This window comes from Paenibacillus amylolyticus, assembly GCF_003719335.1.
Taxonomy (GTDB): domain Bacteria; phylum Bacillota; class Bacilli; order Paenibacillales; family Paenibacillaceae; genus Paenibacillus; species Paenibacillus amylolyticus_D.
Genome location: NZ_RIAS01000023.1, coordinates 1 through 24,532, shown reverse-complemented (window position 1 = coordinate 24,532; position 24,532 = coordinate 1). Strand labels below are relative to the sequence as shown.

Genomic DNA, 24,532 nt, shown 5'->3' with positions numbered 1-24,532 from the left:
CTTTCATGCATCTAAGAGAGGATGCTTGCAGCTGTGATCCCTGCCCAGATGAGAACAAATAAGAACAGCAATGCCATCCCCATAACTACACTGCGTTTTGTAATACCTTTATAGCTGCGTTCTGCTTGAATGTTTGGCACTCATGACTCCTCATCTGGACCACGTTCCTGAAACCTCGCGGCATGCATTCGTTCCAAAGCAGCCCATGCTGCCGCAGACTCATCCTTTAATCCCAATGCTGCGATCCAGGCACTTATATATTGCTGGAGTATGAGCTCCAGTTCCTGTGCACGTTCTTTAAAATCATGCAATTCCTTAATCATACGTGTCCGACCTTCCGGACTGAAAGTTTCATGAATGCGCTCTTTGAAATAATGATGCACGATCCGATTTCGCTGTTGCCATAATTCATTCAGACTGCTTGTTTCTTCTTCGGAAAACGTAAAATGATGGCGTGCCTCATGAATAAGTTGCCCCAGTGAACTACTCATTTTCCGCTCGTACAGCTCCTCCAGTTCCTCCTCAGTTACTACCTTGCCTTGTGACATTTTAGTTAGCAAAATAAGATTAACCAGTTGCTGTTCCAGCGCCTGTCCATAATATACGGCCAAGCCGTAATAGGCAAACAATTCTTTGGAGTGTTCGCTGTCCAGCATGAAATCATCCTGGAAATTCGTGTTATGCATATGCGAGCGCTCCTTTCCATCCGTGCACCTTGGCTGTTTATTATGTCTCTATCGTAACCAAACTGCAAACAACATTCAAGTTGCCGGAAAAGCCAGCGCCTAACTTCGGATTCCCTCCTGTTTTCGTAATCTGAACTTAGATCACATCCGCTCGGGAGCCCGTACGCCCAATAAAGACAAGTTGTAAGCCAGACGTTTGGCGGTGTGCTCGGCCAATTTCACCCGAAAAGCTTTGACACCTGACGGCGCATCCGCAATCCGTTCAGCATGATAAAACCGGTTAAAGGCTTGGGCAACGTCTATCGTGTATTTAGCAATCACCGATGGTTCGTTGCGAAGCACTGCTTTTTCCAGATAAGACGGATAGTCACTAAGCAATTTCAGCAACGCCCAAGAAGTATCGCCGATAATAGCCACCGGAAGGTTATTCATCCGATCCTTCTCCAAGTGTGTTTCTCCAACCTCAGCACTCGCTTCTGTGCTCTCCGCAATAGAGCCATTCGTGTCCAAATCCATTTCCTGTTCATCATGTGACACATTAGCGGCTTTGGCAAGCACGCTTTGAATACGGGCATGAGTATATTGCACATAAGGGCCAGTCTCCCCTTCAAAACTTACCGCGTCCTCCAGCGAAAAATCAATGTCGTTCATGCGGTTGTTGCGCAGATCACCAAAAATAATCGCCCCTACACCAACGGCTTCGGCTACCTGCTCAGCCTGCTCCAGATTCGGATTTTTTTCCTGAATAATTTGCAAGGCACGAGCGACGGCTTCATCCAGTACTTCCTGTAAAAAAACCACCTTTCCCCGGCGTGTGGACATCTTCCGTCCCTCGAAACGCATCAGACCAAACGGAATGTGCTCACAATGGTCTGCCCAGTCATACCCCATCTTGGACAATACCGTAAACACTTGACGGAAGTGAAGCTTTTGCTCCCCACCCACAACGTACAACAACTTATCTGCCTGCATCACATCATGACGATAGATTGCCGTTGCCAAATCCCGGGTTGGGTAGATCGTGGTTCCATCTTTTTTAATAATCAGACATGGTGGCATGTTCTCTTCATCTAGCCGTACAACGAGCGCACCGTCACTTTCCTCCAGCAGTCCTTTGGCTCGAAGTTCCTCCACAACTGCACCCATCTTGTCATTATAAAAGCTCTCACCCAGCGTATGGTCAAAATCCACATTCAAGCGTTCATACATCCGGTTGAACTCCTGCATACTCACGTTTACGAAGAAGGTCCATAAACGTTGCGCTTCTTCATCCCCCTGCTCCAGCTTACGAAACCATTCCCGTGCTTCGGTTTCTAGAGAAGGATCTTTCTCTGCTTCATCATGAAAACGAACATATAGTTCGAGAGAATTACGAATCGGATCCGCTTGTAGTGTCTCTTCATTTCCCCACCGCTTATATGCCGTGATTTGCTTGCCAAACTGGGTTCCCCAGTCCCCTAGGTGATTCACACTTACTGAGGTATAACCCGCTTCGTTATATAAACGATACAATGCTGCACCAATAACCGTCGAACGCAAATGCCCAATGCCAAACGGTTTCGCAATGTTAGGCGAGGACATATCAATGACAACACGCGCTCCTTGCCCGAGCTGCAGTTTACCAAATGTCTCACTACCCAATTCCTCGAGCAATTGGGGCGCCAGAACATTCCGGTCAAAACGAATGTTCACATAAGGACCCGCAGCTGTAGCATCCATACCCTCAGTCTGTAATGCAACGGCAATTTCTCCAGCAATAACGACCGGTGCCTTTCGTAGCGACTTGGCTAGCGTAAAGCACGGAAATGCAACATCTCCCATTTCCTCTTGCGGTGGAACTTCCAATAATCTCAATACTTCTTCTGGTGTAAGCCCGGTTAACGGGGCAATCTGAGTTGCAGCCTGTTTCAATAACACATCCAACACTCCTTCTCTGCATGAAATATGCCTAAAATAAACGCAAAAAAGCTCTCGTCTCTTCAAATAAGAGACGAGAGCTGTGTTTACAGTTCCCGCGGTACCACTCTAAGTGAACAGTCACCTGCATTACAGCAAGCTGCAAGTCAAGTAAAACCGATCCGCTCGGTGCAAATAACGGTTGCATGCCGGATTACCCTCAAATTCATATACAACGAACTCCAAATGGCGCCTATATATGACTTCGGATAACCATCTCACGGGTGCGCTTCACACAGTTCATCACATACCGGCTTACACCTGTCCCGGCTCGCTGCCATGGTTGAATCTGAGCTACTCTCCCGATCACGGATATTGCTGTTTCGATCATTTCAAATCATTATACATATCCTGGTATGGATTAGCAACCCCGTTATTTGAAAGTGATACTAAAGATCATTTAGCAACCGCAGCCATTAAACGGCAAGCCTCAGCACATCTACGGCAAGCTTCAGCGCAGGCCTGACAATGATCATGTTCATGTTTCCCGCATTCTGCTGCGCAGGCTTCACATGCTTTGACACACAGTTCACAGATTTCACCGATGAAATCACTTCCACGTGTCATCGCTTGCGCTGCAAATGCACATATATCAGCACATTCCCGGTTCAGACGGATACAGTCACGAAGCATCGCCAAATCGTATTCTTTCAAACTCGATATGTAACATACATTGCAAGCATTCATGCACTCCAGGCAAGCATCGATACATTGTTGGTATTGTTGTTGTGTCATTTAAAGTTACCTCCCAGGCAAAGTTTGCTATGCTTCTTAATACCCACCCGGGAGGAACTTTGAACCATTAACCTAGTCTTGTTTTACCGCTTCCAATTCCAGCAATTGTTCGCGGATGGCAGTCTGATCAAAATGCTCACCGATAAACACAGCTACATTCGGCACATCTCCTTGAGGTGTGATCTTCATGTAATCCGACTCACGATAAGCATACTGAAACCAGAACCGGCTTGCAGTATCGCTAAATGAAAGGATTCCCTTTGCCCGATATACGTCACGCGGCAAGTTAATCACAAACTGTTCGAATGCTTCGCTGTTCACAGGTTGACTGAAATAATGTGTATATACCATGACATGTTCATGTGATGTATGTGACTTGACAGAATGCTCGTCGTGGTTGCTTGAATGGTTGCTGTCACGTTGATCCGTGTGATCATGTCCATGATTGCATCCATGAGCACGGCATGCTTCTGTATGCACATGAGTCTCTCCTGCATTTTTCGACCCATCGCCTGCTATATGGGATTGGTGAATGTGGACGTCGGCACCACTATGTAGCAATAGTTCCATAGACACTTCACATTTGACCGTTGGAATAACGGGGGCAAAGCCATTCCATCTATTCAGAAGCTTTTCCAAGTCCTGCAATTGTTGCGCTTGAACCCGATCGGTTTTATTCAAAAGTAACACCGAAGCGCAACGAATCTGTTCTTGCATCAATTTGAAGGTTTTTCCTTTTTGCTCCTGGTACAGACCTGACAGATGAGCTGCATCCACTACGGTGATCAAACTTTTCAGCTCCAAACGCATATAGAGAGAAGTTTCCGTCACCGCATCCAAAATTTCCATCGGATTCGCTGCACCCGTTGCTTCGATTACGATAACATCGGGTGACTCTTCTTGAATGAGGTCTGCCAGCTGAAGTCCAAGATCTCCTCGTACAGTGCAGCAGATACATCCGCCCAACATTTCTGCCATGGGTACTTCCTCATCTACGATCTGACCATCCAGATTCACTTCACCCAGTTCATTCATCACCACGGCTGGACGCAGACCCTGCTGTTTCCAGTGTTCTATGAGCTTTACAAGCAATGTTGTTTTACCGCTTCCCAAAAAACCGGACAAAATATATACAGGAATACTTGGTTTTTGTTCATTCGTGATACTCATCATTTACACACCTCTCTGCCCATACCTACCCTTAGTCTGACTCTATTAAGCGAGTGTACACCATCCTTCAAATGTTGTGCAATACGCCTGTTCTGTTAACAAAAACTTCATTGCCGGATTTACATGAATGTTCTATGCTATGAGGACATGTTTATTTGAGGAGGATTTCAATGACCAATTCAGTTGAACAGCACCGTCAGGAAGCTCCACAAACGGTCGCCTGCATGGTTGTTACCGTTTCGGACACACGTACCAAAGAAACCGATACGAGCGGTCAACTTATGCATGAGTTGTTGCACCAGTCTGGCTATCAGGTTGTGGAGTATATCATTACACCTGACGAGACAGAACAGATTCAGACGATTCTTCAAGATGCCGTTGTAAGGGATGATATCGAAGCCGTACTGTTAAGCGGAGGTACCGGTATTGCTCCAAGGGATACTACATATGAAGCTGTCTCTTCCCTTCTGGACAAAGAGCTGCCAGGCTTTGGTGAAATATTCCGTTACCTAAGTTATACCGAAGATATTGGTTCAGCAGCTATTCTCAGCCGTGCGGTTGCCGGAACCATCGGACGTACAGCTGTATTTTCAATGCCAGGCTCTCGCGGGGCCGTTAAACTTGCCATGGAACGCATTATTTTGCCTGAACTGCGCCATGTGATGCGCGAAATATATAAACCCGTCTGAATCATCAGACGGGTTGTTTTTTCCACTTGAACAGCATGTATGTCACTGCTCTTTTATTTGTTGCAACACCTGTTCAAATACTTGCAGGACGTCCCGTGCATACACATCTTTCTCTCCACCTGAAGCCGTATAAACCAATGATACATGACCTTTGCTGCGGATCGTCGTTCTGCCCATTACATTCTCCAGAACCGCATTCTCTTTAGGTTCTCCATACATTTCTTCCATTTGTGCTGCACGAATCTTCGCATCACGGTAAATGTGTACTTTTACGATATGTCTTGCACTACCGTTTAATAAATACATATATGACATACCACCATCACCATCCTCCTCAAACATATTGTTCATCAGCTTAATATGTTTGGCTGCAAAGCGAGTTGCCATTTCTTTCGCCAAAGCACCATTTAACCCGTGACCTTGTTGCTTGGCTCTGAAATTCCCTTCCGTTGTTGCTTCCCCTGTATAGAGCTTACGTTCCTGTTCAATAGATGAAGATGTGCAAGCTACTAGGGATACGACACTCAGGAATACCACGCCACTTAACATTAAAAAGCGTTTTACATTTTGCCCTATAAGTTTCGTTTTTTTCTCCTTTAACAACATGCCTATCCTTCCTTTCCATGAGCCACGGTAACAGTGACTCTTTCAGGTAAAATTAGCATGTCTAGGAAATACACATTTTATTCCAAGTAATTCTTATTCAGAGGAGACACGTACAACGGTACGCCCAACTGCACCGCCCTGCAGTATGTTCCCTAATGTATGCGGCAATTGCTCCAGTGTAATCTCCTGAACCCCCAGCGCAAGTGCACGGTCTGGCTTCCATTCACCGCCCAGCTTGTTCCAGATTCGTTCTCGGCGTTCCATAGGACAATACACTGAATCAATACCAATCAACTGGATACCTCGTAAAATAAACGGGAACACGGTTGAGTCAAATTGATTTCCTCCAGTTAGACCGGAGACAGCAACAGCCCCGCCATACTGAACTTGCTTCAATCGCTCCGCCAGTGCTGGACCCGCGGTTGGATCAACTATGCCTGCCCATTGCTGTTTGCCCATGGCTCCTTTGATTGGGGCATCCGCTTCTTCACGTGAAATGACTTCGGAAGCTCCCAAATTGCGAAGCAGTTCCTCTTCTTGCTGCTTTTTACCTGTGCTTGCCGTTACTTCAAAACCAAGCTTTGCAAGGATAGCTATCGCCATGCTGCCAACACCTCCCGTGGCGCCAGTAACTAGCACTTTGCCCATTAATGGCGTTACCCCCGCTTGTAACAAGGCGTCTACCGAAAGTCCAGCGGTGAAACCTGCCGTTCCGATAGCCATCGCTTCTTTTTCACTCAGCCCTTGCGGGAGAGGCACTAACCACTCACTGCGAAGACGAGCATACTCACTATATCCCCCGTAATGGGAGACTCCGGGTTCAAATCCCGTACTAATGACCCGATCCCCAGGTGCAAAACGTCCACTCACGGATTCATCTACCGTTCCGGCCATATCGATTCCAGGTACCATGGGATAATTCCGTATGACGCCTCCTTTTTCAAGAGAGGCTAATCCGTCCTTATAATTCACACTGGAATAGTGTACCTGTACGGTCACATCCCCGTTAGGAAGGTCCTCTTTTTTCAACTGCTCAATATTTGCTGTGACTCCCTTCTGATCATCCTTACGTACCACATAAGCCTGAAATTGTTCTTTCATCTGTCTCATCTCCTTATTTTCGTTCCGTGATCAGATATAATAATGGCCCTGCAAGCGGCAGTAACCCTACCCACGCCCAGCTTCTTGTTCGTCCGTTCACTCTGGCATCCCGAAAGATAGCATACGCAGATAGTAACGTCAGTACTACGAAATCAATCGTCATGATATGTACAAACGAGGATTGATAAAATGCATCCATGAAACGATCGGGATTGCCTTCGGTCAACGCATAAAGTGCTGATCCTATTGTTAGAAACAACAGGATTAGATGGGTCAGCTTATGCGATACCACTCGCGAAACACCTCGTTTCGACTGTTTAACAGATTGTGCTGGATCATGCATGCCTGTTCGGGATGGTGAAATCAGCGCAAAATAGGGCAATAACGCAAATGCTCCAAGTCCAAAAGAAAACAAGACAAACGGCCAGGCTGGTATCCGCTGCCCCTTCGATGCTACCTTTGATTTCCGAAGTAAAATACATGCAAAAACAGCTGGAAAAATGCCCAGCCATGAAAACACTGTCAGTAGCCATGGCTCCCTGCTCTGCAATGTAAGTAATTCTTTGAATATCGGATCATTCGCGGGAGAGTTCCCCGGCGCCATAAACAGCGCATAAGCTATAAATGCAACCCATAGCAGTCCAAGCATATATGTCATCAGCCAGCCCTCCTCTACCTTTCATCCCCTGCTGACATCAGTTTGAAACAGTGTTGATTTTCATTCCTGGTCAACTGTTCTTCTAAAGGGTTCCCCCTCCTGACGAAGTAAATTTCGAAATGTGGCGGCATTTGGCGTTTCCTGCGCTTTCCCGAGAAATAATTGATTTGATCTTACTTCGGAGAACGCTTGGAATAGGTAATGCAATGGATGGGATGCTATGCAAAAGTCGCTTCATAATTATTGCTTATTCAGAGAGTATACATCTTCCTCCAGCATACTTCTATGAAACTGCACACATGTTAATTGAAAATCGTCATCGTTTCAATCATATCAAAAAGGCATAAGCCAGTAATTCCTACCGGTTATGCCTTCCTGATTCTCACATACAGCTATGATATTACTCTTCCGTTGATTTCACATGCTCAGCAATCAGCTTTTGCTTCATATTCCATGCGGCCGGGCTGATGTTCACACGGTAAATTTCCGGGTTCAGCTTCCGTTGGTACTCCGGCCAGAAAAGGTTTAACTGCTCCTTATGATACGCACGTATTTCATCGAGCGTAGGCAGCTCATACACTTTACGTCCATGCACAAATATCGGCTCCAGCATGTTAACTGCTTCATAACGGGTTACCGTTTTTTTCAGATAAGGATGTAGCGGGTTGAACAGCTTGAGCGGTCCTCCCTGGAGCGGCTGCTCCTCATCCGGATAGCAGATATAATCCGCAATAGCTTTGCCATGCTTCGGATCAATGATGCGGAAGACTTCTTTTTTACCCGGTGTAGACACCTTCTCGGGATTTGCCGATATTTTAAGCGTTGGCAACATTTCTCCGTTCACTTCACGCTCTACCAGCTTGTAGACGCCTCCCAAAGAAGGCTGATCCGATGCTGTAATCAACTGTGTACCGACACCCCATGTGTCGATCCGCGCACCTTGAGCTTTCAAGTTAAAGATCGTATTTTCATCGAGATCATTCGAAGCTACGATTTTCACATAGTCCAGTCCGGCTTCATCCAACATCTGACGGGCCTGAATCGAAAGATAGGCAAGGTCTCCGCTATCCAGACGAATAGCATTCATCTTTTTGCCTTGACTCTCCAGCCACTTGGCTGTTTTGATCGCATGAGGCACGCCGCTATTCAGCGTATCAAACGTATCCACGAGTAGCGTCACCTGATCCGGCAGCACTCTTGCATACGCATCAAACGCCTCCTGCTCCGTCATAAAACTCTGCACCCAGGAATGTGCGTGTGTGCCTGCTGTCGGAATGCCAAACTGTTCACCAGCCAGCATATTGGATGTCGCATGAAAACCGGCAACATATGAAGCACGTGCACCCCAAATCGCAGCATCCGCTTCTTGTGCACGGCGTGTTCCGAATTCAAGCAATGTATCTTGCTGCGCCACCTGTTTAATGCGAGAAGCTTTCGTTGCAATCAGCGTCTGATAATTCATGAAGTTAAGTATCGCTGTTTCCACCAATTGCGTTTCCATAATCGTTCCTTCAACCCGAATGAGCGGTTCGTCAGGAAAAACAATTGCACCTTCCTTCATGGAATGAATCGTTCCCTGGAAAGAGAACTGAAGCAATTCCTCCAGAAAGACCGGGTCATAGTTCTCTGGTTGTTTGGATAAAAACTTGATGTCCTCCATCGTGAAGCGTAGCTGGCTGATATAATTCACAATACGCTCCAATCCGGCAAATACGGCATATCCGTTGCCAAAAGGAAGCTTACGGAAGTAGGCTTCAAATACCGCCTTCCGTTTGTGTGTACCATTCACCCAGTGCGCATACATCATGTTGATCTGATATTTATCCGTATGTAAAGCCAGGCTTGTTGTCTGCATTTGTCTCATCCTCTCTGACTTCCGCTCGCTTCTCAGATCATTCCTGAAAATACGGGCTTAAAGCTGATTACACCGCAATCTTCGGTGGCGAATCAGGCCAAAATCGTTTCACTTGCCTTAACCACTTGTGCCCCCATGCTCGAACGAAAGTGTCCAAGCGCCCATTCATGACCTGCAGGGTTAAAACTGGCTACAGCATCCTCATAGATCGTAATATGGAATCCTTTGTTATAGGCATCCACAGCGGTATGTAATACACATATATCTGTACATACCCCGATTAGCGCAATATCCGTTATGCCTCGTTCGCGCAGCTTCAGCTCCAGGTCTGTTCCGCAGAACGCGCTATATCTCGTTTTATCCATCCACCGAATTTCACTCACGTGCTTCTCCATTACCTCGGCAAGACGGCCGTATAGCTGTCTTCCCTCTGTGTCACGGATGTTATGAGGCGGGAAAAGCACCGTTTCCGGATGATAAGGATCATTTTTTTCATGCAGATCTACTGCCATGATCACTTCATCTTTATTATTGAGGTACGCCTCGGTAATCTCCGCTACCGTTTCCTCAATCTCTACGGCCGGTTGACCCACTGGCAATGCTCCCGTCACAAAATCTCGTGTAAAATCGATCACAATCAATGCTTTCATCGTCCACACTCCCTTGGTTTGAATATGGTTGAATGCATCATGCAAAACTCATCTTACCTAGCTGACCAAAAGCGTTCATTCCAAACTGGCTTCATACGTAACATGCTTGGGATACATCGAGACCCTTTTTTACGTATAGATGGATAAACGCGGCACTAGTTCAGTAAATCGATACAACTGTGCTGGACGTTGGGAGTACTGATTGGAGCTGACCAGATTGCCCTCATCGTCACGTACCTCCTCGACAATCCCTTTACGGCTGCGTGTAGATGTTATTTTACGAATAAAATTAGGCTCTTCGAAATCGGGTACAACACTCTGGATGACCTGATATAATTCACTTAACGTAAAATCACGCGGCAAAAACTGTCTCGCAATCGTTGTCTCCAGCATCTGTTGCTGGATTCGTCTGTATGCATCTTCGATGATCGTTCTGTGATCAAAGGCGAGTTCCAGCTCTTCCAGTGCCTCCTGGATCGTAAACAACCCGACATCTTCCGCATCATCCGCTGCCTGCCTGTGTTCAAGCATCCATTCCTCTACAAGTGCAAAGAAGGCATGAGAGATAATCCAACCTCTGGGGTCACGCCCAGGCTGACTGTAAACGTTCAGATATTCGAGATGCCCGCCGTCTACACCGGTCTCCTCCATCAGTTCGCGCTTCGCCGCACCGTAAATGGACTCATTCTCTTGGCAAAATCCACCAGGCAATGCCCACCTTCCGGCAAACGGCCAGCCCTTGCGTTTAATTAACATAACCTTCAACTCCCGAATCGGGAGGGTTTTCGTTACTGTTTTGCGCTCCCGCTTCGTCAAGGTGAACATGACGATATCTGCAGGAACCCCGTCTGGGGTACGATATTTTTTGGAACTATAATTACGTGCTTCCAGTTCATCGTTTGCTGATTCAGTGTTAACGTGTTTGTTGTTTTCGCTCATGGGCACCACCGACTATATTCATTTTGATAATCTCATTATGACATAATAATAACTTTTGTCAACAGTGGACTCCGTTTTCCGTCTTCAGGCTCTCGATTTGGCCACACGGAACGTCGCTGTAGCCATACATCCCAGCGTTCCTGAGGCATCGCGAACCTCAGATTGGGTCGTGATGCTACGCCCAGCTTGGTGCAACACGGTTGACGTTACGATTAACTCGCCCTGACTCATTGGAGCCAGAAAATGTACATTGAGGTTTGTGGTGACACAACTATCGACCTCCATAGCAGCTGTTGCGACCATGCCCATCGCCTGATCCATCAATGAGGTCAACACACCACCATGAATTATGCCCATCGAGTTGGTATGATGCTCTCCTGCTGTCAGCGCAATCTGGACTTCTTGTTTGTTGCCCTTGATATATCGGCACCCAAGAAATCCCCAGAATCGGCCATCGCCGTCTTCCACCATTTTGTCCAAAATACTCATGTTTCATTTCTCCTTCTATTCCACACGTTGTTTAACTCACTCTAGATGTCTTTTTCGTTGCTTCATTCGGGGTTCATTGATCTCCATGATGTCAAAAAAGGCGCGGACTGCGTCCGCACCCTTCCGTTCATTTAACCGCAGCTGGTCGGAGGTGAATCCGTTCCAGCTTCGACATTGACTTTTTCCGATACTGTATCCCGAATCACCGAAATAACTAGTTGAAGCAGATAATTGATGTCACTTTGACTCTGCTGGAATTCTGTTACTAGCGGAATGCTGTCCAGTTCGTTTTGCAAGTCATCAATTTCCTGTTCAATTTTGCTAACCATGGCACTGTTGTTGAAACTTTCGAAAGCAACGATTTCTTTTTGTTTTTTCTTAATCGTTGCGATCAATTGCTGAATGCGCTCATGATCTCGGATTTTGGCTTCTGCCTGTTGAAACTGTCTTACTTCTTCGCTCGTTCCGAGCATATCTGCCAGTTCTTTGGCCTTTCCCATAATGTCGTCGCGTATGATCAGATTGCGCGTATCGTAGGTTGGCATTCCATAATGGTTGTACTGCACTTCTTCCTGCGCCACTGTAATCGCTCCATTCGTATGAGATGATATAAGGATGAGACTGCGGTTAAACATTGTTTGGACTAAGGCTTGGGTAGCCGCTACGGGTTCGGATCGTTCTTTCGATCGCTGTTATCTCCGGATTTTTTTCGATCCCCTTCTCAAAGGGGAAAATCCAGCCATAAAGGCGAGCACTTCGTTTCTACAGAATCGATTCCGTCCCCTCCGCTATGTCTCGTCGCACACTTGACCTAAGTTCAAAAAAACATTCATCTTAATTAAGAGATGTTGGTATTGAGACCGAAAATCTCATGAGATTTTACTGATTCGCTGCTACCGGCTCCGTAAGCAAGTTGCCGCGAATATAAAACGTCATCGGATCGGTAATTTCAACTTGTACAAACGTGCCGATCAGTTCCTTAGGCCCTTCAAAATGAACCAGCTTGTTGCTGCGTGTACGTCCAGCCAGAACATTCGAATTACGTTTGCTCTCGCCTTCGACAAGTACTTCAACAATCTTGCCACGTTGCTGCTCGTTGCTGCGCTGGCTGTACTCGTTCACCGTTTCGTTCAAACGTTTCAGACGTTCTTTTTTCACTTCCATCGGTACATTATCTTCCATCACCGCTGCAGGCGTACCCTCACGTGGAGAGTAGATGTACGTATAGGCAAAATCATAACCGACTTCACGAACCAGAGAGAGCGTATCCTCAAACTGCTCGTCCGTTTCGCCAGGGAATCCCACAATGAAATCCGTTGTCAAAACGACGTTTGGAATGGCCGCTTTGATCTTCGCCGCTAGATTCAAATAGTGTTCCCGCGTATATTTACGACTCATACGTTTGAGCACTTCCGTGCTGCCTGATTGCACTGGCAGATGGATGTGCTCCACCAGATTGCCACCTTTGGCAAGCACCTCGATCAAATGATCATCGAAGTCACGCGGATGGCTCGTTGTAAAACGCACGCGTGGAATATCTATTTTACGAATATCGTCCATCAAGTCACCAAAGGTGTATTTCAGATCCGTAAAATCCTTGCCGTACGCATTCACATTCTGACCTAGCAGTGTAATTTCCTTAAATCCCTGTCTAGCCAGTTCCCTTACTTCTGCAATAACGTCCTCTGGACGACGGCTACGTTCTTTCCCCCGAGTAAACGGTACAATGCAATATGTACAGAACTTGTCGCAACCATACATAATGTTTACCCAGCCGCGCATGCCTTCCCGTTTCTTCGGCAGGTTCTCAATGATGTCGCCTTCCTTAGACCACACTTCGACAACCATCTCTTTACTAAAGAGCGCTTCCTGAATCAGGTGCGGTAGACGGTGTACATTGTGGGTACCAAAGATCATGTCAACAAAACCATGCTTCTGCATGATCCGGTTAACGACACCTTCTTCTTGAGACATACACCCGCATACGCCAAGCAATAAGCCTGGGTTTTCCAGCTTAAGCGTCTTTAGATGGCCCAGTTCACCAAATACTTTGTCTTCCGCGTTTTCACGAATCGCACACGTGTTAAGTAAAATGAGATCCGCCGCTTTGCGATCTTCCGTAGCTTGATACCCCATCGTCTCCAGCAGACCTTTGATCGTCTCGGAGTCGTGTTCATTCATCTGACATCCATAAGTGTATACGATATAATGCTTGCCCTTTCCGATCGTTTTCAGCTCTTCGGGAACAGCCGTCTCATACAGCACCTGAATGTCTTCCTTGCCCCTTTGTTTCTCCTGACGATGGTTCGGTTCCGCTTTGATATTAATCTCGCGGCCACGAATTCTAATCTTTTTGCTGAATTCATCTTGCGAAATTACTTTGGCATCGGAGAAATCAAAATATTGGGAGTAATCCTTTTTTGAGTCTTTAGCCATTTCCTTCGGTCACTCCTTACAGCCTCTATTCATAAAAAGCGTTCTTTTCATCACAAAATTCAACCATTTGGTTCCTCATGCTTCAAAAGAGCATTACAGCAAATTATAACATGAATTGGGCTGTAGTTCCACAAGCAAACACGGCGCTACCAACTCCATTTTACCGTCCTATCAGCCTTATACAAAAAAACCTGAGCACGTTGACGCACAGTTCAAGATGAACTGCCTCTGCCAGTGTACTCAGGTCATTGTCACTTATATCCAGCCTCCATGTTGCACTGCAACGCTATAGGCCGTGTAGAATCATTAGTCAATGATTTCAGCAGTGTCGCCATTGCGAGCGCCTGCTGCATTTGCTTCGTCTGTATCGATGTGCATATCCAGTGCAAAGGAATCGGATACACGAGCCAGTACATTTTCCAATACCAGACCACGATCCCCACCCAAACGAACTTTTAACATTTGTTTGTCTTCAATGCCCCATTTTGCTGCATCGGACGTGTGGAAGTGGATGTGACGAGCGGCCACAATGACACCTTTGTCTATCGTTACTTCGCCAGCTGGGCCTTTGATTGTGATGCCTGGTGTGCCCTCAATGCTTCCAGATTCACGCACAGGTGCCTTTACACCGATCGCAAAAGAATCTGTCATGGAGATTTCCAATTGTGTTTCCGGACGAACAGGTCCGAGGATACGCACTTTATCAAACTGTCCTTTGGAACCAATGACCGCTACCGTTTCGTTCGCAGCATATTGTCCGGGTTGGGACAGAGGTTTAAATTCAGTCAGTTCATAACCTTTGCCGAACAAAATGTCAACGTGCTCTTGGGATACATGAATGTGACGGGCGGATACGCCCACAGGTACTGTTTTACTCATCGTAAATTCACTCCTTGTTTATCTATGGCCTGTAGACAGGCTCTTAACAATCCAAGTGGTATTATACTCCTTTTTACTGTGAAATGAAAACAAACTAATGAAAATTCATGAAATACACTTATTTTCGCTGAATCATTTCCATTTCGAGGCACTTATTTTGAAAAAAGTGAGATTTATTACATTCTGCTTCCTGCTTTATTCCTTTTCATCCTGTCCTTTATGAATTGAATTTACCCGTGTTTACCCTCTGGCAAGTGTTCCCCGAGATAGCGCATCGCATTCCCCCATAACCAACCATGTACCAGTGCTTCGTCATAATGCTTCAGCAATATTTCTGTCAACTTCGGATAACATCCCGCGTGCTCCAGACCCTGAATTTTGGTTGATATCCCGTCAAAATCTGATCCCATCATCAGATGATGAGCCCCGCCAAGCGAACAGATCTGCTCAATATGCGGCAGCAAATCCTGTATACGCACCTCATCCGCTTCTTTGACAAACCAGGGTACGAACGTCAAGCCAATACGTCCATCTCTTGCAACTATGGCCTGAACCTGGTCATCCTTCAAGTTACGCACATGCGGACATACGCTATAGCTGTTTGAATGCGAGGCTATGAAAGGACGTTCGCTCAGATCGGCCAGTTCCCAGAACCCCTTTTCCGATAAATGAGACACATCCAGGAGCATTCCCATCTGATTGCAGAGACGCACCAGTTCCTTGCCTTTCTCTGTCAGACCCGCCCCCCGCTTTTCCATAATTCCGTCTGCTGCCCAATTGGCATGATTCCATGTAAGACCAACGACGCGTACCCCCATCTGAAAACACAATTGCAGATAAAACAGGTTTCCCTCCAGCCCATCGACCCCCTCCAATGTCATTAAGCCCCATGGAGCGGTTTCCGCCTCCGTATGCAAGTTTGCTACCTGTTCGCGCCAAAGCAGTGTCTTGACCCCGCCGGAGCGCTGTGCGCTATGCTCGACCTTTTTACGATACAGCTCCAATTGTCCCATGACATGTTCAAACTTGCCTCGGCCCAGCACTTCCGGCAAATAAATCGCAAACGCCTGCAGATGTACACCACCTTCTTGCATGCGTTCCACATTGACATCCAGTTCGGAAGCTTTCACAAAAGAAAGTTCAGGTTTCATCAGCAGTTTGCTTAGTGCATCACAATGAAAATCAGCGATACGCTGGCCTATTCTCGACATAGCCCACCCTCCTAATAACGTATAATTACCCTTTTCGCTCGATTATTTTGTAAAATAACGCAAAAAAACCTGTCTACTTTATTCGTAAACAGGCTCATGCGTACGTTCAACTCATGTATTATCTGGGCTCCACAATCAGCTTAATGGCCGTTCGGTCCTCACCGTCAATCACAATGTCTGTAAAAGCTGGAATACAAATCAGGTCAACTCCGCTTGGTGCTACAAATCCCCGGGCAATCGCTACCGCTTTAATAGCTTGGTTCAGTGCTCCCGCTCCAATTGCCTGCAGTTCAGCATTTCCACGTTCACGAAGAACTCCTGCAAGAGCGCCGGCTACAGAGTTAGGATTGGACTTTGCTGAAACTTTTAATACATCCATGGTAAGTACCTCCCTGGGAATGTTGAAAGTTTGTTTCCACTTACTAGATGTTATTCGCGGGAGGAAAAAAAATTCCTTCTTTTTAGCAGGGTTTCCCGGCAAAATGGGACAATGCCCCTATTCCATGCGCCACTCGTCTTCCATTAATCGAATTTTTTCAATTCGCGTAGCCGCACCGGTTGCTTCATCAATATCCACGACCACGCCATGAAAATGCCATTTGCCGTCGTCAACCACAAACCTTACCGGAAGCTGGGTATAAAATTTGCGCAGCACCGCTTCACGCTCCATGCCCAGAATACCATCACGCGGTCCAACCATACCCGCATCGGTCAAATATGCTGTGCCCCCAGGCAAAATGCGTTCGTCGTTGCTTTGCACATGGGTATGCGTACCTACAACGAAGGATGCACGTCCATCGAGATGCCAGCCCATCGCGATCTTCTCAGACGTTGCTTCCGCGTGCATATCCACAAGAATACAGTTATAGTCTCTCCGTAGCTTGTCCACAATTTCATCCGCTGCGCGAAACGGACAGTCAATCGCAGGCAAGAAGGTTCTGCCTTGCAGATTCACGATCGCAAGTTCTTTCCCTTCGCCCTTAACTACGGTATACCCGCGTCCAGGTGTTCCTGGGGGGAAATTGGCAGGTCTGATCATCCGCGGTTCATCATCTATAAAATCAAAAATATCCTTATTGTCCCAAGTATGGTTGCCAAGCGTAATGCCATGCACACCCCAGTTAAAAAATTCATTTGCAATCGCGCCTGTAATCCCGCGTCCTGCTGCAGCATTCTCACCATTTACTATGATCACATGGGGTTTATATTTCGATTTCAGATATGGCAAATTCTCTTTAAGCGCTTTACGCCCTACGTTTCCTACGATGTCCCCAATAAACAAAACTTTCATGATTTGTTGCCTCCTCAATTCCTGCATGGCTTATCAACAGGAAAAGTGGCCCACTGTAGCGGCCACTTTTCCAAAATGCTCTATTTTGCGTATTCAACCGCCCGGGTTTCCCGGATCACGGTGACTTTGATATGACCTGGATAATCAAGTTCATTCTCAATCATCTTCGTGATGTCACGTGCGAGGCGGAAAGCTTCAGCATCATCAATCTTCTCAGGCTGCACCATGACGCGAACTTCACGTCCAGCCTGGATAGCGTACGATTTCTCGACGCCTTCGAAAGATTCCGAAATTTCTTCCAGCTTCTCAAGTCGTTTGATGTATGTCTCCAATGTTTCGCGGCGTGCACCCGGACGAGCTGCAGACAGCGCATCAGCTGCACCCACCAGCATCGCAATAACCGAAGTTGCTTCGCAATCCCCGTGATGGGAAGCGATACTGTTAATAACCACTGGGTGTTCCTTGTATTTCTTCGCCAGCTCCACGCCAATTTCGACGTGTGATCCTTCCACTTCGTGATCCAGCGCTTTACCGATGTCATGCAACAAACCTGCACGTCTTGCCAAAGTCACGTCTTCTCCAAGTTCTCCAGCCATTAGTCCTGCCAAATAAGCAACTTCCATCGAATGTTTCAGGACGTTCTGACCGTAACTTGTGCGGAACTTCAGGCGGCCCAGAATTTTGATGAGATCCGGGTGCAGACCATGCACGCCCACTTCAAAGGTAGCTTGTTCACCGTATTCACGGATGCGCTCATCCACTTCTTTACGTGATTTTTCCACCATCTCTTCGATACGCGCCGGGTGAATCCGTCCATCCGCCACCAGTTTCTCCAGTGCAGTGCGGGCAATCTCACGGCGAATCGGGTCAAAGCCCGACAGAATAACAGCTTCTGGCGTATCATCGATAATGAGGTCAATCCCGGTAAGGGTTTCAAGCGCACGGATGTTACGTCCTTCACGACCGATAATCCGGCCTTTCATTTCTTCATTAGGCAGCGTTACAACGGATACCGTTGTCTCGGCTACATGGTCAGCCGCACAGCGCTGGATGGCGAGTGTAATGATCTCGCGGGACTTTTTGTCCGCTTCTTCCTTCGCTTGCTGTTCAATGTCCTTGATCATTTGAGCCGTCTCATGACGGACTTCCTGTTCTACGTTGGACAGTATGATACTGCGTGCGTCTTCCATCGTGAGATTGGAGATTCGTTCAAGCTCCGTCACCTGGTTTTTGTAGATCATTTCGATCTGCTGCTGTGTTTCATCGATACGTTTCTCTTTGTTAGCCACTTGCTCTTCTTTACGTTCGAGTGATTCCAATTTTTTATCCAGCGACTCTTCTTTTTGCAACAATCGTCTCTCTTGTCGTTGAATTTCGTTCCGACGTTCACGAGTGTCCTTTTCAGCTTCGGCGCGAATGCGATGAATCTCATCCTTCGCTTCCAGCACCGTTTCTTTCTTCAGTGCCTCTGCCTCTTTTTTCGCGTTCTCCACGATTTGTACGGCAGCTTGTTCCGCACTAGAGATTTTAGCCTCTGCAAGAGATTTGCGAATAAAATATCCGACTCCGAACCCAATAACGAGCGCGGCCACAACGAGAATGATCGTGATAGCGATTTCGCCCATACTGTTCACCTCCTCGTTGGTTCCTCCAAGGCACTCCTTGGGTCAACTTTTCTGTTTTCATGCCTTACATATGTTTGGGAATAACGAATACTCACGGCGATCCCCCGCCGATTTTCATTTCACATGTACATGAATACATGTACTATTCACCGTATCCAGTGAACCCATAATTAAGAATGGTATAAATCTGTAGAAACCGAAACCGCTTTTTTGGAAGGAAAAAGGGTTGTCCTTTTCTTAACAGACTCATGTCCATTTTAGTATTTGACGAAAGAAATTGTCAAGAGAATGCAGTATTGTTAGTCTTCTCGTCTAGTCCCATAACAATGCTTCATCATCTTCGGCATCTTCTGCTCCATCCTCTTCCATTAAACGATTCATGACCCGGCGCACCAGATCCGTGCTAAAACCGCGTCGCATCAAGTACGGGAACGTTTTACGTTTCTTCTCCTGCACATCTCCACGAACCTGTTTCCACTTCTTACGACCAGCTATTAATGCGGTGTCGTATTCCGCATCCTCACTCACGTCATCTAGTACCTCAGCAATGAGTTCACTTGCAATGCCTTTTTGACGCAATTCTTGCCTTATCCACAGTTTCCCCTTCCGCTGCCCCTCCATACGCTGTCTTGTCCATTCCTTAGCAAATAGATCATCATCAACGAGTTTCTCTTGTACCAGCCGATCCAAAACCTCGTCAATGATTGTCACAGCGAACTCTTTTTGCTTTAGTTTCTCCTTTAATTCATGACGCGTCCGTTGCTTAAACTCCAAGAAACGTAACGATTGCACATACGTTCGCTGGCGTTCATCCGCAATGATGATTTCCTCCAGATCTTTCTTCATGAAAATGTTGCCGCGTGTCATCCTGTATTTAATCATCACATCTTCCAGAACCGTAAGTGAGTAGTTGCCAAATGAAATCAGGTAGCGAGCCTCTCTGCTCTTGGTGCGTTCTACCCGGGTAATGATAAGTTCTTCATCATCTGGAAATTGGGAGATGCCATTTAATTTTGCTGATTCTTGCAATTCTTCTTCATCATCTTGTTTGTCATATTCTTGTTCCTTTTGGCGATGTTTCACTACAATCTTCACGCTCCCCTTTGTTTATATTTCGGGTTAAAAATGAGAATCCCCTTCGGTCGCTCTTACGATCTCGATTCAGCTCAGGTTACAGATGGCATAGATGCTAACAGCCTCTGTCCGGAATGGACAGAGGCTGTTAGCATCGCGAAAAACCAATCCTATTTAGCTAGCTAAAGCATTAGCAATCGCTCAATACAAAGTTTACTGTGAAAGAAGATCAAAGCCTTCCCGCACAGAAGAATTACTCATTAATTTCGAATAATTCCTGTTCTTCAGCTGCTTCTTTTTCTTGCTCTTCACTCGTAGGAGCAGGAACAGCCGTTGTCAGATTGCTGGCTTCACGAATTTTCTGCTCAATCACATCAGCAATTTCTTTATGTTCTTTCATAAACTGCTTTGCGTTTTCGCGGCCTTGACCTAAACGTTCGCCTTCGTATGAATACCATGCACCACTTTTGTTCACGATATCCAGCTCTGTACCGATATCGATGATACTTCCCTCTTTGGAAATACCTTCACCATACATAATGTCAACTTCCGCTTGTTTGAACGGAGGCGCCACTTTGTTTTTAACAACTTTAATACGAGTACGGTTACCCGTAATGTCATTGCCCGATTTGATACTCTCGATACGGCGTACATCTAGACGAACCGTGGAATAGAACTTTAATGCACGGCCACCTGGTGTCGTTTCCGGGTTACCAAACATAACACCAACTTTCTCACGAAGCTGGTTGATGAAGATGGCAATCGTTTTAGATTTACTGATTGCACCGGACAATTTACGGAGTGCCTGAGACATCAAACGAGCCTGCAGACCAACGTGGGAATCCCCCATCTCTCCTTCAATCTCCGCTTTTGGTACAAGTGCTGCTACCGAGTCAATAACAATGATATCTACTGCACCACTGCGTACAAGAGCCTCGGCGATTTCCAATCCTTGCTCACCTGTATCCGGTTGAGACAAGAGCAATTCATCAATGTTAACACCCAGTTTGCTTGCATAATTCGGATCAAGCGCGTGCTCAGCATCGATAAACGCAGCTTGTCCACCTGCACGTTGAACTTCAGCAATAGCATGTAATGCCACAGTTGTTTTACCTGAAGATTCAGGTCCATATATTTCAACAATACGGCCTTTCGGCAAGCCGCCTGTTCCTAATGCAATATCCAAAGCCAAAGATCCGCTGGGAATAACTTCCACATTCATGTGAGTTGACTCACCCAATTTCATGATGGAACCTTTACCAAATTGCTTCTCTATTTGACGGAGCGCCATATCAAGCGCGGCACGACGGTCTGACAATAAACTCACACCCTTTACTGTTTATAATATAATGATACCTTGTTTTAACTCGTTTGCCAAGCTTTTTTTCGAACATACATTCGTTTTTTTGTTCAGGCCGAGGCGCCTCTTCCTCATGGAAATCGATGAAAAAACAGAAAAAGAACCGTAAACAAGGCTGTAAAGCCACATTTTACGGTTCTTCCGTCTACAATCATTATACTTCCTCAATTATGCAAATGCAATCTGCCTGCGTAATCATCAATCAATAGCGACTAACTTTTGCCATAACCGATACAGAATCGCTTTTGCCGAGCGAATGCGAACCGTTTCCCGGTTACCGTTAATCCGGAGTTCATGAATCTCCGTATCCTTCCCACGCTCAGCCAGAGCGATAAACACGAGGCCTGGTGGTTTACGTTCCGAATATCCCGGGCCGGCTACTCCGGTAATCGCCAAACCAAAATCAGCATCCCCGATCATGCGGATCTGCTCTGCAAGCACTTTTGCCACCTCTGGGCTAACAGCACCTGGTGCATCTTCACCCTCCAGGTAACTGTGAGGCACATTTAACAGCTTTTCTTTGATCTCATTAGAGTAACATACAATGCCACCTTTTAACATTGATGCACTTCCAGGCACCGAAGTTAAACTCTGCATCACAAGCCCTCCTGTGCAGCTTTCGGCCGCGCTCAGAGTCAGCCCCATATCAGACATCATTGTAACAATCGTGTACTCTATAGGCACATCCTCGTTAGCGTAGAGATGTTCAGATAAACGCTCACGGATCTGCACTTCCATCGCATCCAGCTTTAGCTTGGCTTCTCCTTCGCTCGGAGCCTTGGTAGACACACGTACGGTCACTTCTCCCTCACTCGCGTAAGGAGCAATCGTAGGGTCTGTCTGTCCGTCGATCAAGTCAAGCAACCGATCCTCCAAAGCAGATTCTCCGATGCCTGCGAATTTCAACATTCGTGAATAAATCGGCATTTCTTCTGTAAGAGCATGCTGGAGCAACCAAGGTTTGGCTTCCTGCTCGAACATTGGAATCAATTCTTTAGGTGGCCCAGGCATAACAACATAATATTTATCGTTATCCGCAATCGCGTTTCCTGCAGCAAGTCCAGTTTCATTCGCCAGAGGGGTTCCACCCTCTAGAACAATGGCTTGGCGCCGATTATTTTCTGTCATTTCCACATTCCGATCGCGGAAGAAACCTTCAATTTTATCCATAGCCATACGGTCAATATGCAACTTCCGATTTAGCACTGCAGCCAGCGCGTCTTTTGTCAAATCATCCTGCGTTGGCCCGATGCCCCCGGAAAATAGAATAATGTCTGCACGCCCCTGCGCGATGCGTATCGCTTCACTAAGCCGATTCTGATTATCTCCAACTACCGTTTGAAAATATACGTCAATCCCCATTGCAGCAAGTTCCCGGGAAAGGTATCTGGCATTGGTATTTACGATCTGTCCCAGCAGTAACTCTGTCCCAACTGCAATAATCTCTGCCTTCATTTTGGCTTCCTCCTGTACATATGTGGAGTAGTCAAAGGGCAATAGGATGAGTTCCTATTGCCCTTTGACCCAATGAGTCTTTCATCATTACCCGTTTCAGCTTAAATCATTACGCTTTAGATAAATGAAGCAAGTTTTTGTTTTTGATAAAGTAGTCGATTCCAGACCAGATGGTGATCAGAGCCGCTACATATACCGCAATTTCATCGACATGAATACCCGTGTATGAGAAGGGGAAATTGTTCAGCAGTAGCAAAACAATGGCTACAATCTGCACTACTGTTTTCAGTTTGCCCCATGCACTCGCCGCTACAACCGAACCGTCCAACAAAGCAATCTGACGTAGACCGGTCACGGCAAATTCACGGCTGATAATAACGACTGCAATCCACGAATCCAGCTTGCCCATTTGAACCAATGAAATCAAAACAGCGGTGACCAGAAGCTTGTCTGCCAGAGGATCAAGCAGCTTGCCCAGATTGGTGACCATATTGTTTTTCCTTGCAAGATAGCCGTCTATTCCATCCGTGCTTGCAGCAACGATAAAAATAAAAGCAGCAATTAACTGGTTATACGGAAGCGTAAAGCTCCCAAAATGTAACGGCTCTGGATAAAACGGAAAATCCACAAGCAGGAACACCATCAAAAAAGGGATTAAGCAAATTCGTGCAAGCGTAATCCGGTTGGGTAAATTCACAAGACGCCCTCCCTTTGTATCCTCCATTACTTCAAACAATCATCTTAATTCCGTATTCATCATCTGAAGCAAGAAATGAACGATTGAAACGTCGACTTATATTTACATAAAAGCCTATGTAGAAACGCAAAAAATAAAGTCTACCGCTCAAACGCAAAACTGCTTTTAAACGCTCCGGCGACTTCCAGAAGTGTACTGCTTTTCACAAAGTCAGCTAACGATGAAGACTGGGCTTGATGCATGACTGCCAGCAATGCACATTCAGTATAATATACGTACCAATACAGTGTCAAAAAGACATTTCTGTACAAGAACTTTTATTTAAAATTGGTATATTGCAGATCCAGTGGCAAGTTAGCTCCATTAAGAAGTTGCATAACGGCTTGCAGATCATTTTTGCTTTTACCTGTCACCCGAAGCTGGTCTCCCTGAATCTGACTCTTCACCTTCAGTTTGGAATCACGAATGAGGATATTAATTTTTTTAGCCACATCCTGATCAATGCCCTGTTTAAAATTCAAACGCTGGCGAACAGTACCAGAGGAAGCTGGCTCCACTTTCCCGTAATCCATATTTTTCAGCGGCAGCCCACGCTTTGCCATTTTCGATTGTAAAACTTCAATAACCGCTTTTAATTTTGTCTCATCATCAGACACAATCGTAAGAGCATCTTTATCCAGTTTCAAGCTGCTTTTACTGCCCTTGAAATCATAACGAGCACCAATTTCTTTTTCCGTTTGCGTAACGGCATTGGTCAATTCTTGCAAGTCCATTTTGGACACAATATCAAATGAATTTTCTGAACTCAAACCGAGTCACCCTTTCAATTAATCATATGTTCTGTAACATTATAGAGTAAACTTCAAGCAAAAGTCTAATTTTAGTCATGTTTACTAGAGTAAAAGGCTGGGCAAAACCCGGCCTCTCCTCATCAAACCGTACGTGAGGTTTTCCCTCATACGGCTTTCCG

The 24,532-nt window shown here is 46.1% G+C and carries 26 protein-coding genes and 1 other annotated feature; of the genes, 1 reads left to right on the top strand and 25 read right to left on the bottom strand.

Features of this window, described 5'->3' with window-relative positions; translation table 11 throughout:
• Nucleotides 1–11: 11 nt before the first annotated feature.
• The 5 genes from EC604_RS30875 to EC604_RS26995 all read right to left on the bottom strand — a co-directional run bounded on the left by EC604_RS30875 (nucleotide 12) and on the right by EC604_RS26995 (nucleotide 4,547).
• A complete protein-coding gene (locus tag EC604_RS30875; RefSeq protein WP_275670056.1) occupies nucleotides 12–140 on the bottom strand; it encodes a hypothetical protein in 129 nt (42 codons plus the stop codon).
• Nucleotides 141–686, bottom strand: coding sequence for a hypothetical protein (locus tag EC604_RS27010; RefSeq protein ID WP_123067100.1), 546 nt, complete (start codon nucleotides 684–686; stop codon nucleotides 141–143).
• A 141-nt stretch (nucleotides 687–827) separates the two neighbouring features.
• Entirely contained in the window at nucleotides 828–2,603 is a 1,776-nt protein-coding gene (gene argS / locus EC604_RS27005; protein WP_123067099.1) for an arginine--tRNA ligase, read from the bottom strand.
• Nucleotides 2,604–2,669: 66 nt separating this feature from the next.
• Nucleotides 2,670–2,961 (bottom strand) — a binding site (T-box leader).
• A 77-nt stretch (nucleotides 2,962–3,038) separates the two neighbouring features.
• Entirely contained in the window at nucleotides 3,039–3,377 is a 339-nt protein-coding gene (locus EC604_RS27000; RefSeq protein ID WP_123067098.1) for a four-helix bundle copper-binding protein, read from the bottom strand.
• A 72-nt stretch (nucleotides 3,378–3,449) separates the two neighbouring features.
• A complete protein-coding gene (locus EC604_RS26995; protein ID WP_123067137.1) occupies nucleotides 3,450–4,547 on the bottom strand; it encodes a CobW family GTP-binding protein in 1,098 nt (365 codons plus the stop codon).
• A gap of 170 nt (nucleotides 4,548–4,717) precedes the next feature.
• Between EC604_RS26995 and EC604_RS26990 the strand changes: the two genes are divergently transcribed.
• On the top strand, nucleotides 4,718–5,236 hold the full coding sequence (locus EC604_RS26990; RefSeq protein ID WP_429350522.1) for a MogA/MoaB family molybdenum cofactor biosynthesis protein: 519 nt from the start codon (nucleotides 4,718–4,720) through the stop codon (nucleotides 5,234–5,236).
• A gap of 42 nt (nucleotides 5,237–5,278) precedes the next feature.
• Here EC604_RS26990 and EC604_RS26985 read toward each other — a convergent pair whose 3' ends face one another.
• The 20 genes from EC604_RS26985 to EC604_RS26895 form a co-directional block, all read right to left on the bottom strand.
• Complete coding sequence (locus EC604_RS26985) at nucleotides 5,279–5,842, bottom strand: hypothetical protein (RefSeq protein ID WP_123067097.1); 564 nt, start codon at nucleotides 5,840–5,842, stop codon at nucleotides 5,279–5,281.
• Nucleotides 5,843–5,935: 93 nt separating this feature from the next.
• Nucleotides 5,936–6,943 (bottom strand): oxidoreductase, encoded by a 1,008-nt coding sequence (locus EC604_RS26980; RefSeq protein ID WP_123067096.1) that lies wholly within the window; start codon nucleotides 6,941–6,943, stop codon nucleotides 5,936–5,938.
• Nucleotides 6,944–6,956: 13 nt separating this feature from the next.
• Entirely contained in the window at nucleotides 6,957–7,601 is a 645-nt protein-coding gene (locus EC604_RS26975; protein ID WP_123067095.1) for a hypothetical protein, read from the bottom strand.
• A gap of 400 nt (nucleotides 7,602–8,001) precedes the next feature.
• Nucleotides 8,002–9,456 (bottom strand): nicotinate phosphoribosyltransferase, encoded by a 1,455-nt coding sequence (locus EC604_RS26970; protein ID WP_123067094.1) that lies wholly within the window; start codon nucleotides 9,454–9,456, stop codon nucleotides 8,002–8,004.
• 92 nt (nucleotides 9,457–9,548) lie between these two features.
• A complete protein-coding gene (locus tag EC604_RS26965) occupies nucleotides 9,549–10,106 on the bottom strand; it encodes a cysteine hydrolase family protein (protein ID WP_123067093.1) in 558 nt (185 codons plus the stop codon).
• Nucleotides 10,107–10,235: 129 nt separating this feature from the next.
• Nucleotides 10,236–11,045 (bottom strand): NUDIX hydrolase, encoded by an 810-nt coding sequence (locus EC604_RS26960; protein ID WP_090921102.1) that lies wholly within the window; start codon nucleotides 11,043–11,045, stop codon nucleotides 10,236–10,238.
• A gap of 84 nt (nucleotides 11,046–11,129) precedes the next feature.
• Nucleotides 11,130–11,534 carry a PaaI family thioesterase gene (locus EC604_RS26955; RefSeq protein ID WP_123067092.1) on the bottom strand — a complete coding sequence of 135 codons (405 nt, stop codon included), beginning with the start codon at nucleotides 11,532–11,534 and terminating at the stop codon, nucleotides 11,130–11,132.
• A gap of 131 nt (nucleotides 11,535–11,665) precedes the next feature.
• The gene (locus EC604_RS26950) at nucleotides 11,666–12,079 is read right to left on the bottom strand and encodes a RicAFT regulatory complex protein RicA family protein (protein WP_090921137.1); all 414 of its coding nucleotides are present in this window, start codon (nucleotides 12,077–12,079) and stop codon (nucleotides 11,666–11,668) included.
• Between the two features lie 334 nt (nucleotides 12,080–12,413).
• Nucleotides 12,414–13,970: a tRNA (N6-isopentenyl adenosine(37)-C2)-methylthiotransferase MiaB gene (gene miaB / locus EC604_RS26945; RefSeq protein WP_123067090.1), complete on the bottom strand. Its 1,557-nt coding sequence runs from the start codon at nucleotides 13,968–13,970 to the stop codon at nucleotides 12,414–12,416.
• Nucleotides 13,971–14,276: 306 nt separating this feature from the next.
• On the bottom strand, nucleotides 14,277–14,849 hold the full coding sequence (pduL, locus tag EC604_RS26940; protein WP_090923805.1) for a phosphate propanoyltransferase: 573 nt from the start codon (nucleotides 14,847–14,849) through the stop codon (nucleotides 14,277–14,279).
• 230 nt (nucleotides 14,850–15,079) lie between these two features.
• Nucleotides 15,080–16,060 carry a dipeptidase gene (locus EC604_RS26935; protein WP_123067089.1) on the bottom strand — a complete coding sequence of 327 codons (981 nt, stop codon included), beginning with the start codon at nucleotides 16,058–16,060 and terminating at the stop codon, nucleotides 15,080–15,082.
• A gap of 118 nt (nucleotides 16,061–16,178) precedes the next feature.
• Nucleotides 16,179–16,439, bottom strand: coding sequence for a stage V sporulation protein S (locus EC604_RS26930; RefSeq protein ID WP_007430104.1), 261 nt, complete (start codon nucleotides 16,437–16,439; stop codon nucleotides 16,179–16,181).
• Nucleotides 16,440–16,556: 117 nt separating this feature from the next.
• The gene (locus EC604_RS26925) at nucleotides 16,557–17,351 is read right to left on the bottom strand and encodes a TIGR00282 family metallophosphoesterase (protein WP_123067088.1); all 795 of its coding nucleotides are present in this window, start codon (nucleotides 17,349–17,351) and stop codon (nucleotides 16,557–16,559) included.
• 80 nt (nucleotides 17,352–17,431) lie between these two features.
• Nucleotides 17,432–18,976 (bottom strand): ribonuclease Y, encoded by a 1,545-nt coding sequence (gene rny, locus EC604_RS26920; RefSeq protein ID WP_123067087.1) that lies wholly within the window; start codon nucleotides 18,974–18,976, stop codon nucleotides 17,432–17,434.
• A 312-nt stretch (nucleotides 18,977–19,288) separates the two neighbouring features.
• Nucleotides 19,289–20,059: a regulatory protein RecX gene (locus EC604_RS26915; RefSeq protein ID WP_429350527.1), complete on the bottom strand. Its 771-nt coding sequence runs from the start codon at nucleotides 20,057–20,059 to the stop codon at nucleotides 19,289–19,291.
• 244 nt (nucleotides 20,060–20,303) lie between these two features.
• A complete protein-coding gene (gene recA, locus EC604_RS26910; protein ID WP_123067086.1) occupies nucleotides 20,304–21,368 on the bottom strand; it encodes a recombinase RecA in 1,065 nt (354 codons plus the stop codon).
• A gap of 240 nt (nucleotides 21,369–21,608) precedes the next feature.
• Nucleotides 21,609–22,865 (bottom strand): competence/damage-inducible protein A, encoded by a 1,257-nt coding sequence (locus EC604_RS26905; protein ID WP_123067085.1) that lies wholly within the window; start codon nucleotides 22,863–22,865, stop codon nucleotides 21,609–21,611.
• Nucleotides 22,866–22,974: 109 nt separating this feature from the next.
• Nucleotides 22,975–23,562: a CDP-diacylglycerol--glycerol-3-phosphate 3-phosphatidyltransferase gene (pgsA, locus tag EC604_RS26900; RefSeq protein ID WP_123067084.1), complete on the bottom strand. Its 588-nt coding sequence runs from the start codon at nucleotides 23,560–23,562 to the stop codon at nucleotides 22,975–22,977.
• Between the two features lie 140 nt (nucleotides 23,563–23,702).
• On the bottom strand, nucleotides 23,703–23,855 hold the full coding sequence (locus EC604_RS30040; protein ID WP_161557064.1) for a hypothetical protein: 153 nt from the start codon (nucleotides 23,853–23,855) through the stop codon (nucleotides 23,703–23,705).
• Nucleotides 23,856–23,879: 24 nt separating this feature from the next.
• Complete coding sequence (locus EC604_RS26895; protein WP_090923812.1) at nucleotides 23,880–24,371, bottom strand: YajQ family cyclic di-GMP-binding protein; 492 nt, start codon at nucleotides 24,369–24,371, stop codon at nucleotides 23,880–23,882.
• Between the last annotated feature and the right edge of the window lie 161 nt (nucleotides 24,372–24,532).

Bases quoted from the DNA above. Each gene is read 5' to 3' on its own strand.
- EC604_RS27010 (WP_123067100.1), bottom strand. From the start codon at position 686: ATGCATAACACGAATTTCCAGGATGATTTCATGCTGGACAGCGAACAC.
- EC604_RS27000 (WP_123067098.1), bottom strand. From the start codon at position 3,377: ATGACACAACAACAATACCAACAATGTATCGATGCTTGCCTGGAGTGC.
- EC604_RS26995 (WP_123067137.1), bottom strand. From the start codon at position 4,547: ATGAGTATCACGAATGAACAAAAACCAAGTATTCCTGTATATATTTTG.
- EC604_RS26990 (WP_429350522.1), top strand. From the start codon at position 4,718: ATGACCAATTCAGTTGAACAGCACCGTCAGGAAGCTCCACAAACGGTC.
- EC604_RS26985 (WP_123067097.1), bottom strand. From the start codon at position 5,842: ATGTTGTTAAAGGAGAAAAAAACGAAACTTATAGGGCAAAATGTAAAA.
- EC604_RS26980 (WP_123067096.1), bottom strand. From the start codon at position 6,943: ATGAAAGAACAATTTCAGGCTTATGTGGTACGTAAGGATGATCAGAAG.
- EC604_RS26975 (WP_123067095.1), bottom strand. From the start codon at position 7,601: ATGACATATATGCTTGGACTGCTATGGGTTGCATTTATAGCTTATGCG.
- EC604_RS26970 (WP_123067094.1), bottom strand. From the start codon at position 9,456: ATGCAGACAACAAGCCTGGCTTTACATACGGATAAATATCAGATCAAC.
- EC604_RS26965 (WP_123067093.1), bottom strand. From the start codon at position 10,106: ATGAAAGCATTGATTGTGATCGATTTTACACGAGATTTTGTGACGGGA.
- EC604_RS26960 (WP_090921102.1), bottom strand. From the start codon at position 11,045: ATGAGCGAAAACAACAAACACGTTAACACTGAATCAGCAAACGATGAA.
- EC604_RS26955 (WP_123067092.1), bottom strand. From the start codon at position 11,534: ATGAGTATTTTGGACAAAATGGTGGAAGACGGCGATGGCCGATTCTGG.
- EC604_RS26950 (WP_090921137.1), bottom strand. From the start codon at position 12,079: ATGCCAACCTACGATACGCGCAATCTGATCATACGCGACGACATTATG.
- miaB (WP_123067090.1), bottom strand. From the start codon at position 13,970: ATGGCTAAAGACTCAAAAAAGGATTACTCCCAATATTTTGATTTCTCC.
- pduL (WP_090923805.1), bottom strand. From the start codon at position 14,849: ATGAGTAAAACAGTACCTGTGGGCGTATCCGCCCGTCACATTCATGTA.
- EC604_RS26935 (WP_123067089.1), bottom strand. From the start codon at position 16,060: ATGTCGAGAATAGGCCAGCGTATCGCTGATTTTCATTGTGATGCACTA.
- EC604_RS26930 (WP_007430104.1), bottom strand. From the start codon at position 16,439: ATGGATGTATTAAAAGTTTCAGCAAAGTCCAATCCTAACTCTGTAGCC.
- EC604_RS26925 (WP_123067088.1), bottom strand. From the start codon at position 17,351: ATGAAAGTTTTGTTTATTGGGGACATCGTAGGAAACGTAGGGCGTAAA.
- rny (WP_123067087.1), bottom strand. From the start codon at position 18,976: ATGGGCGAAATCGCTATCACGATCATTCTCGTTGTGGCCGCGCTCGTT.
- EC604_RS26905 (WP_123067085.1), bottom strand. From the start codon at position 22,865: ATGAAGGCAGAGATTATTGCAGTTGGGACAGAGTTACTGCTGGGACAG.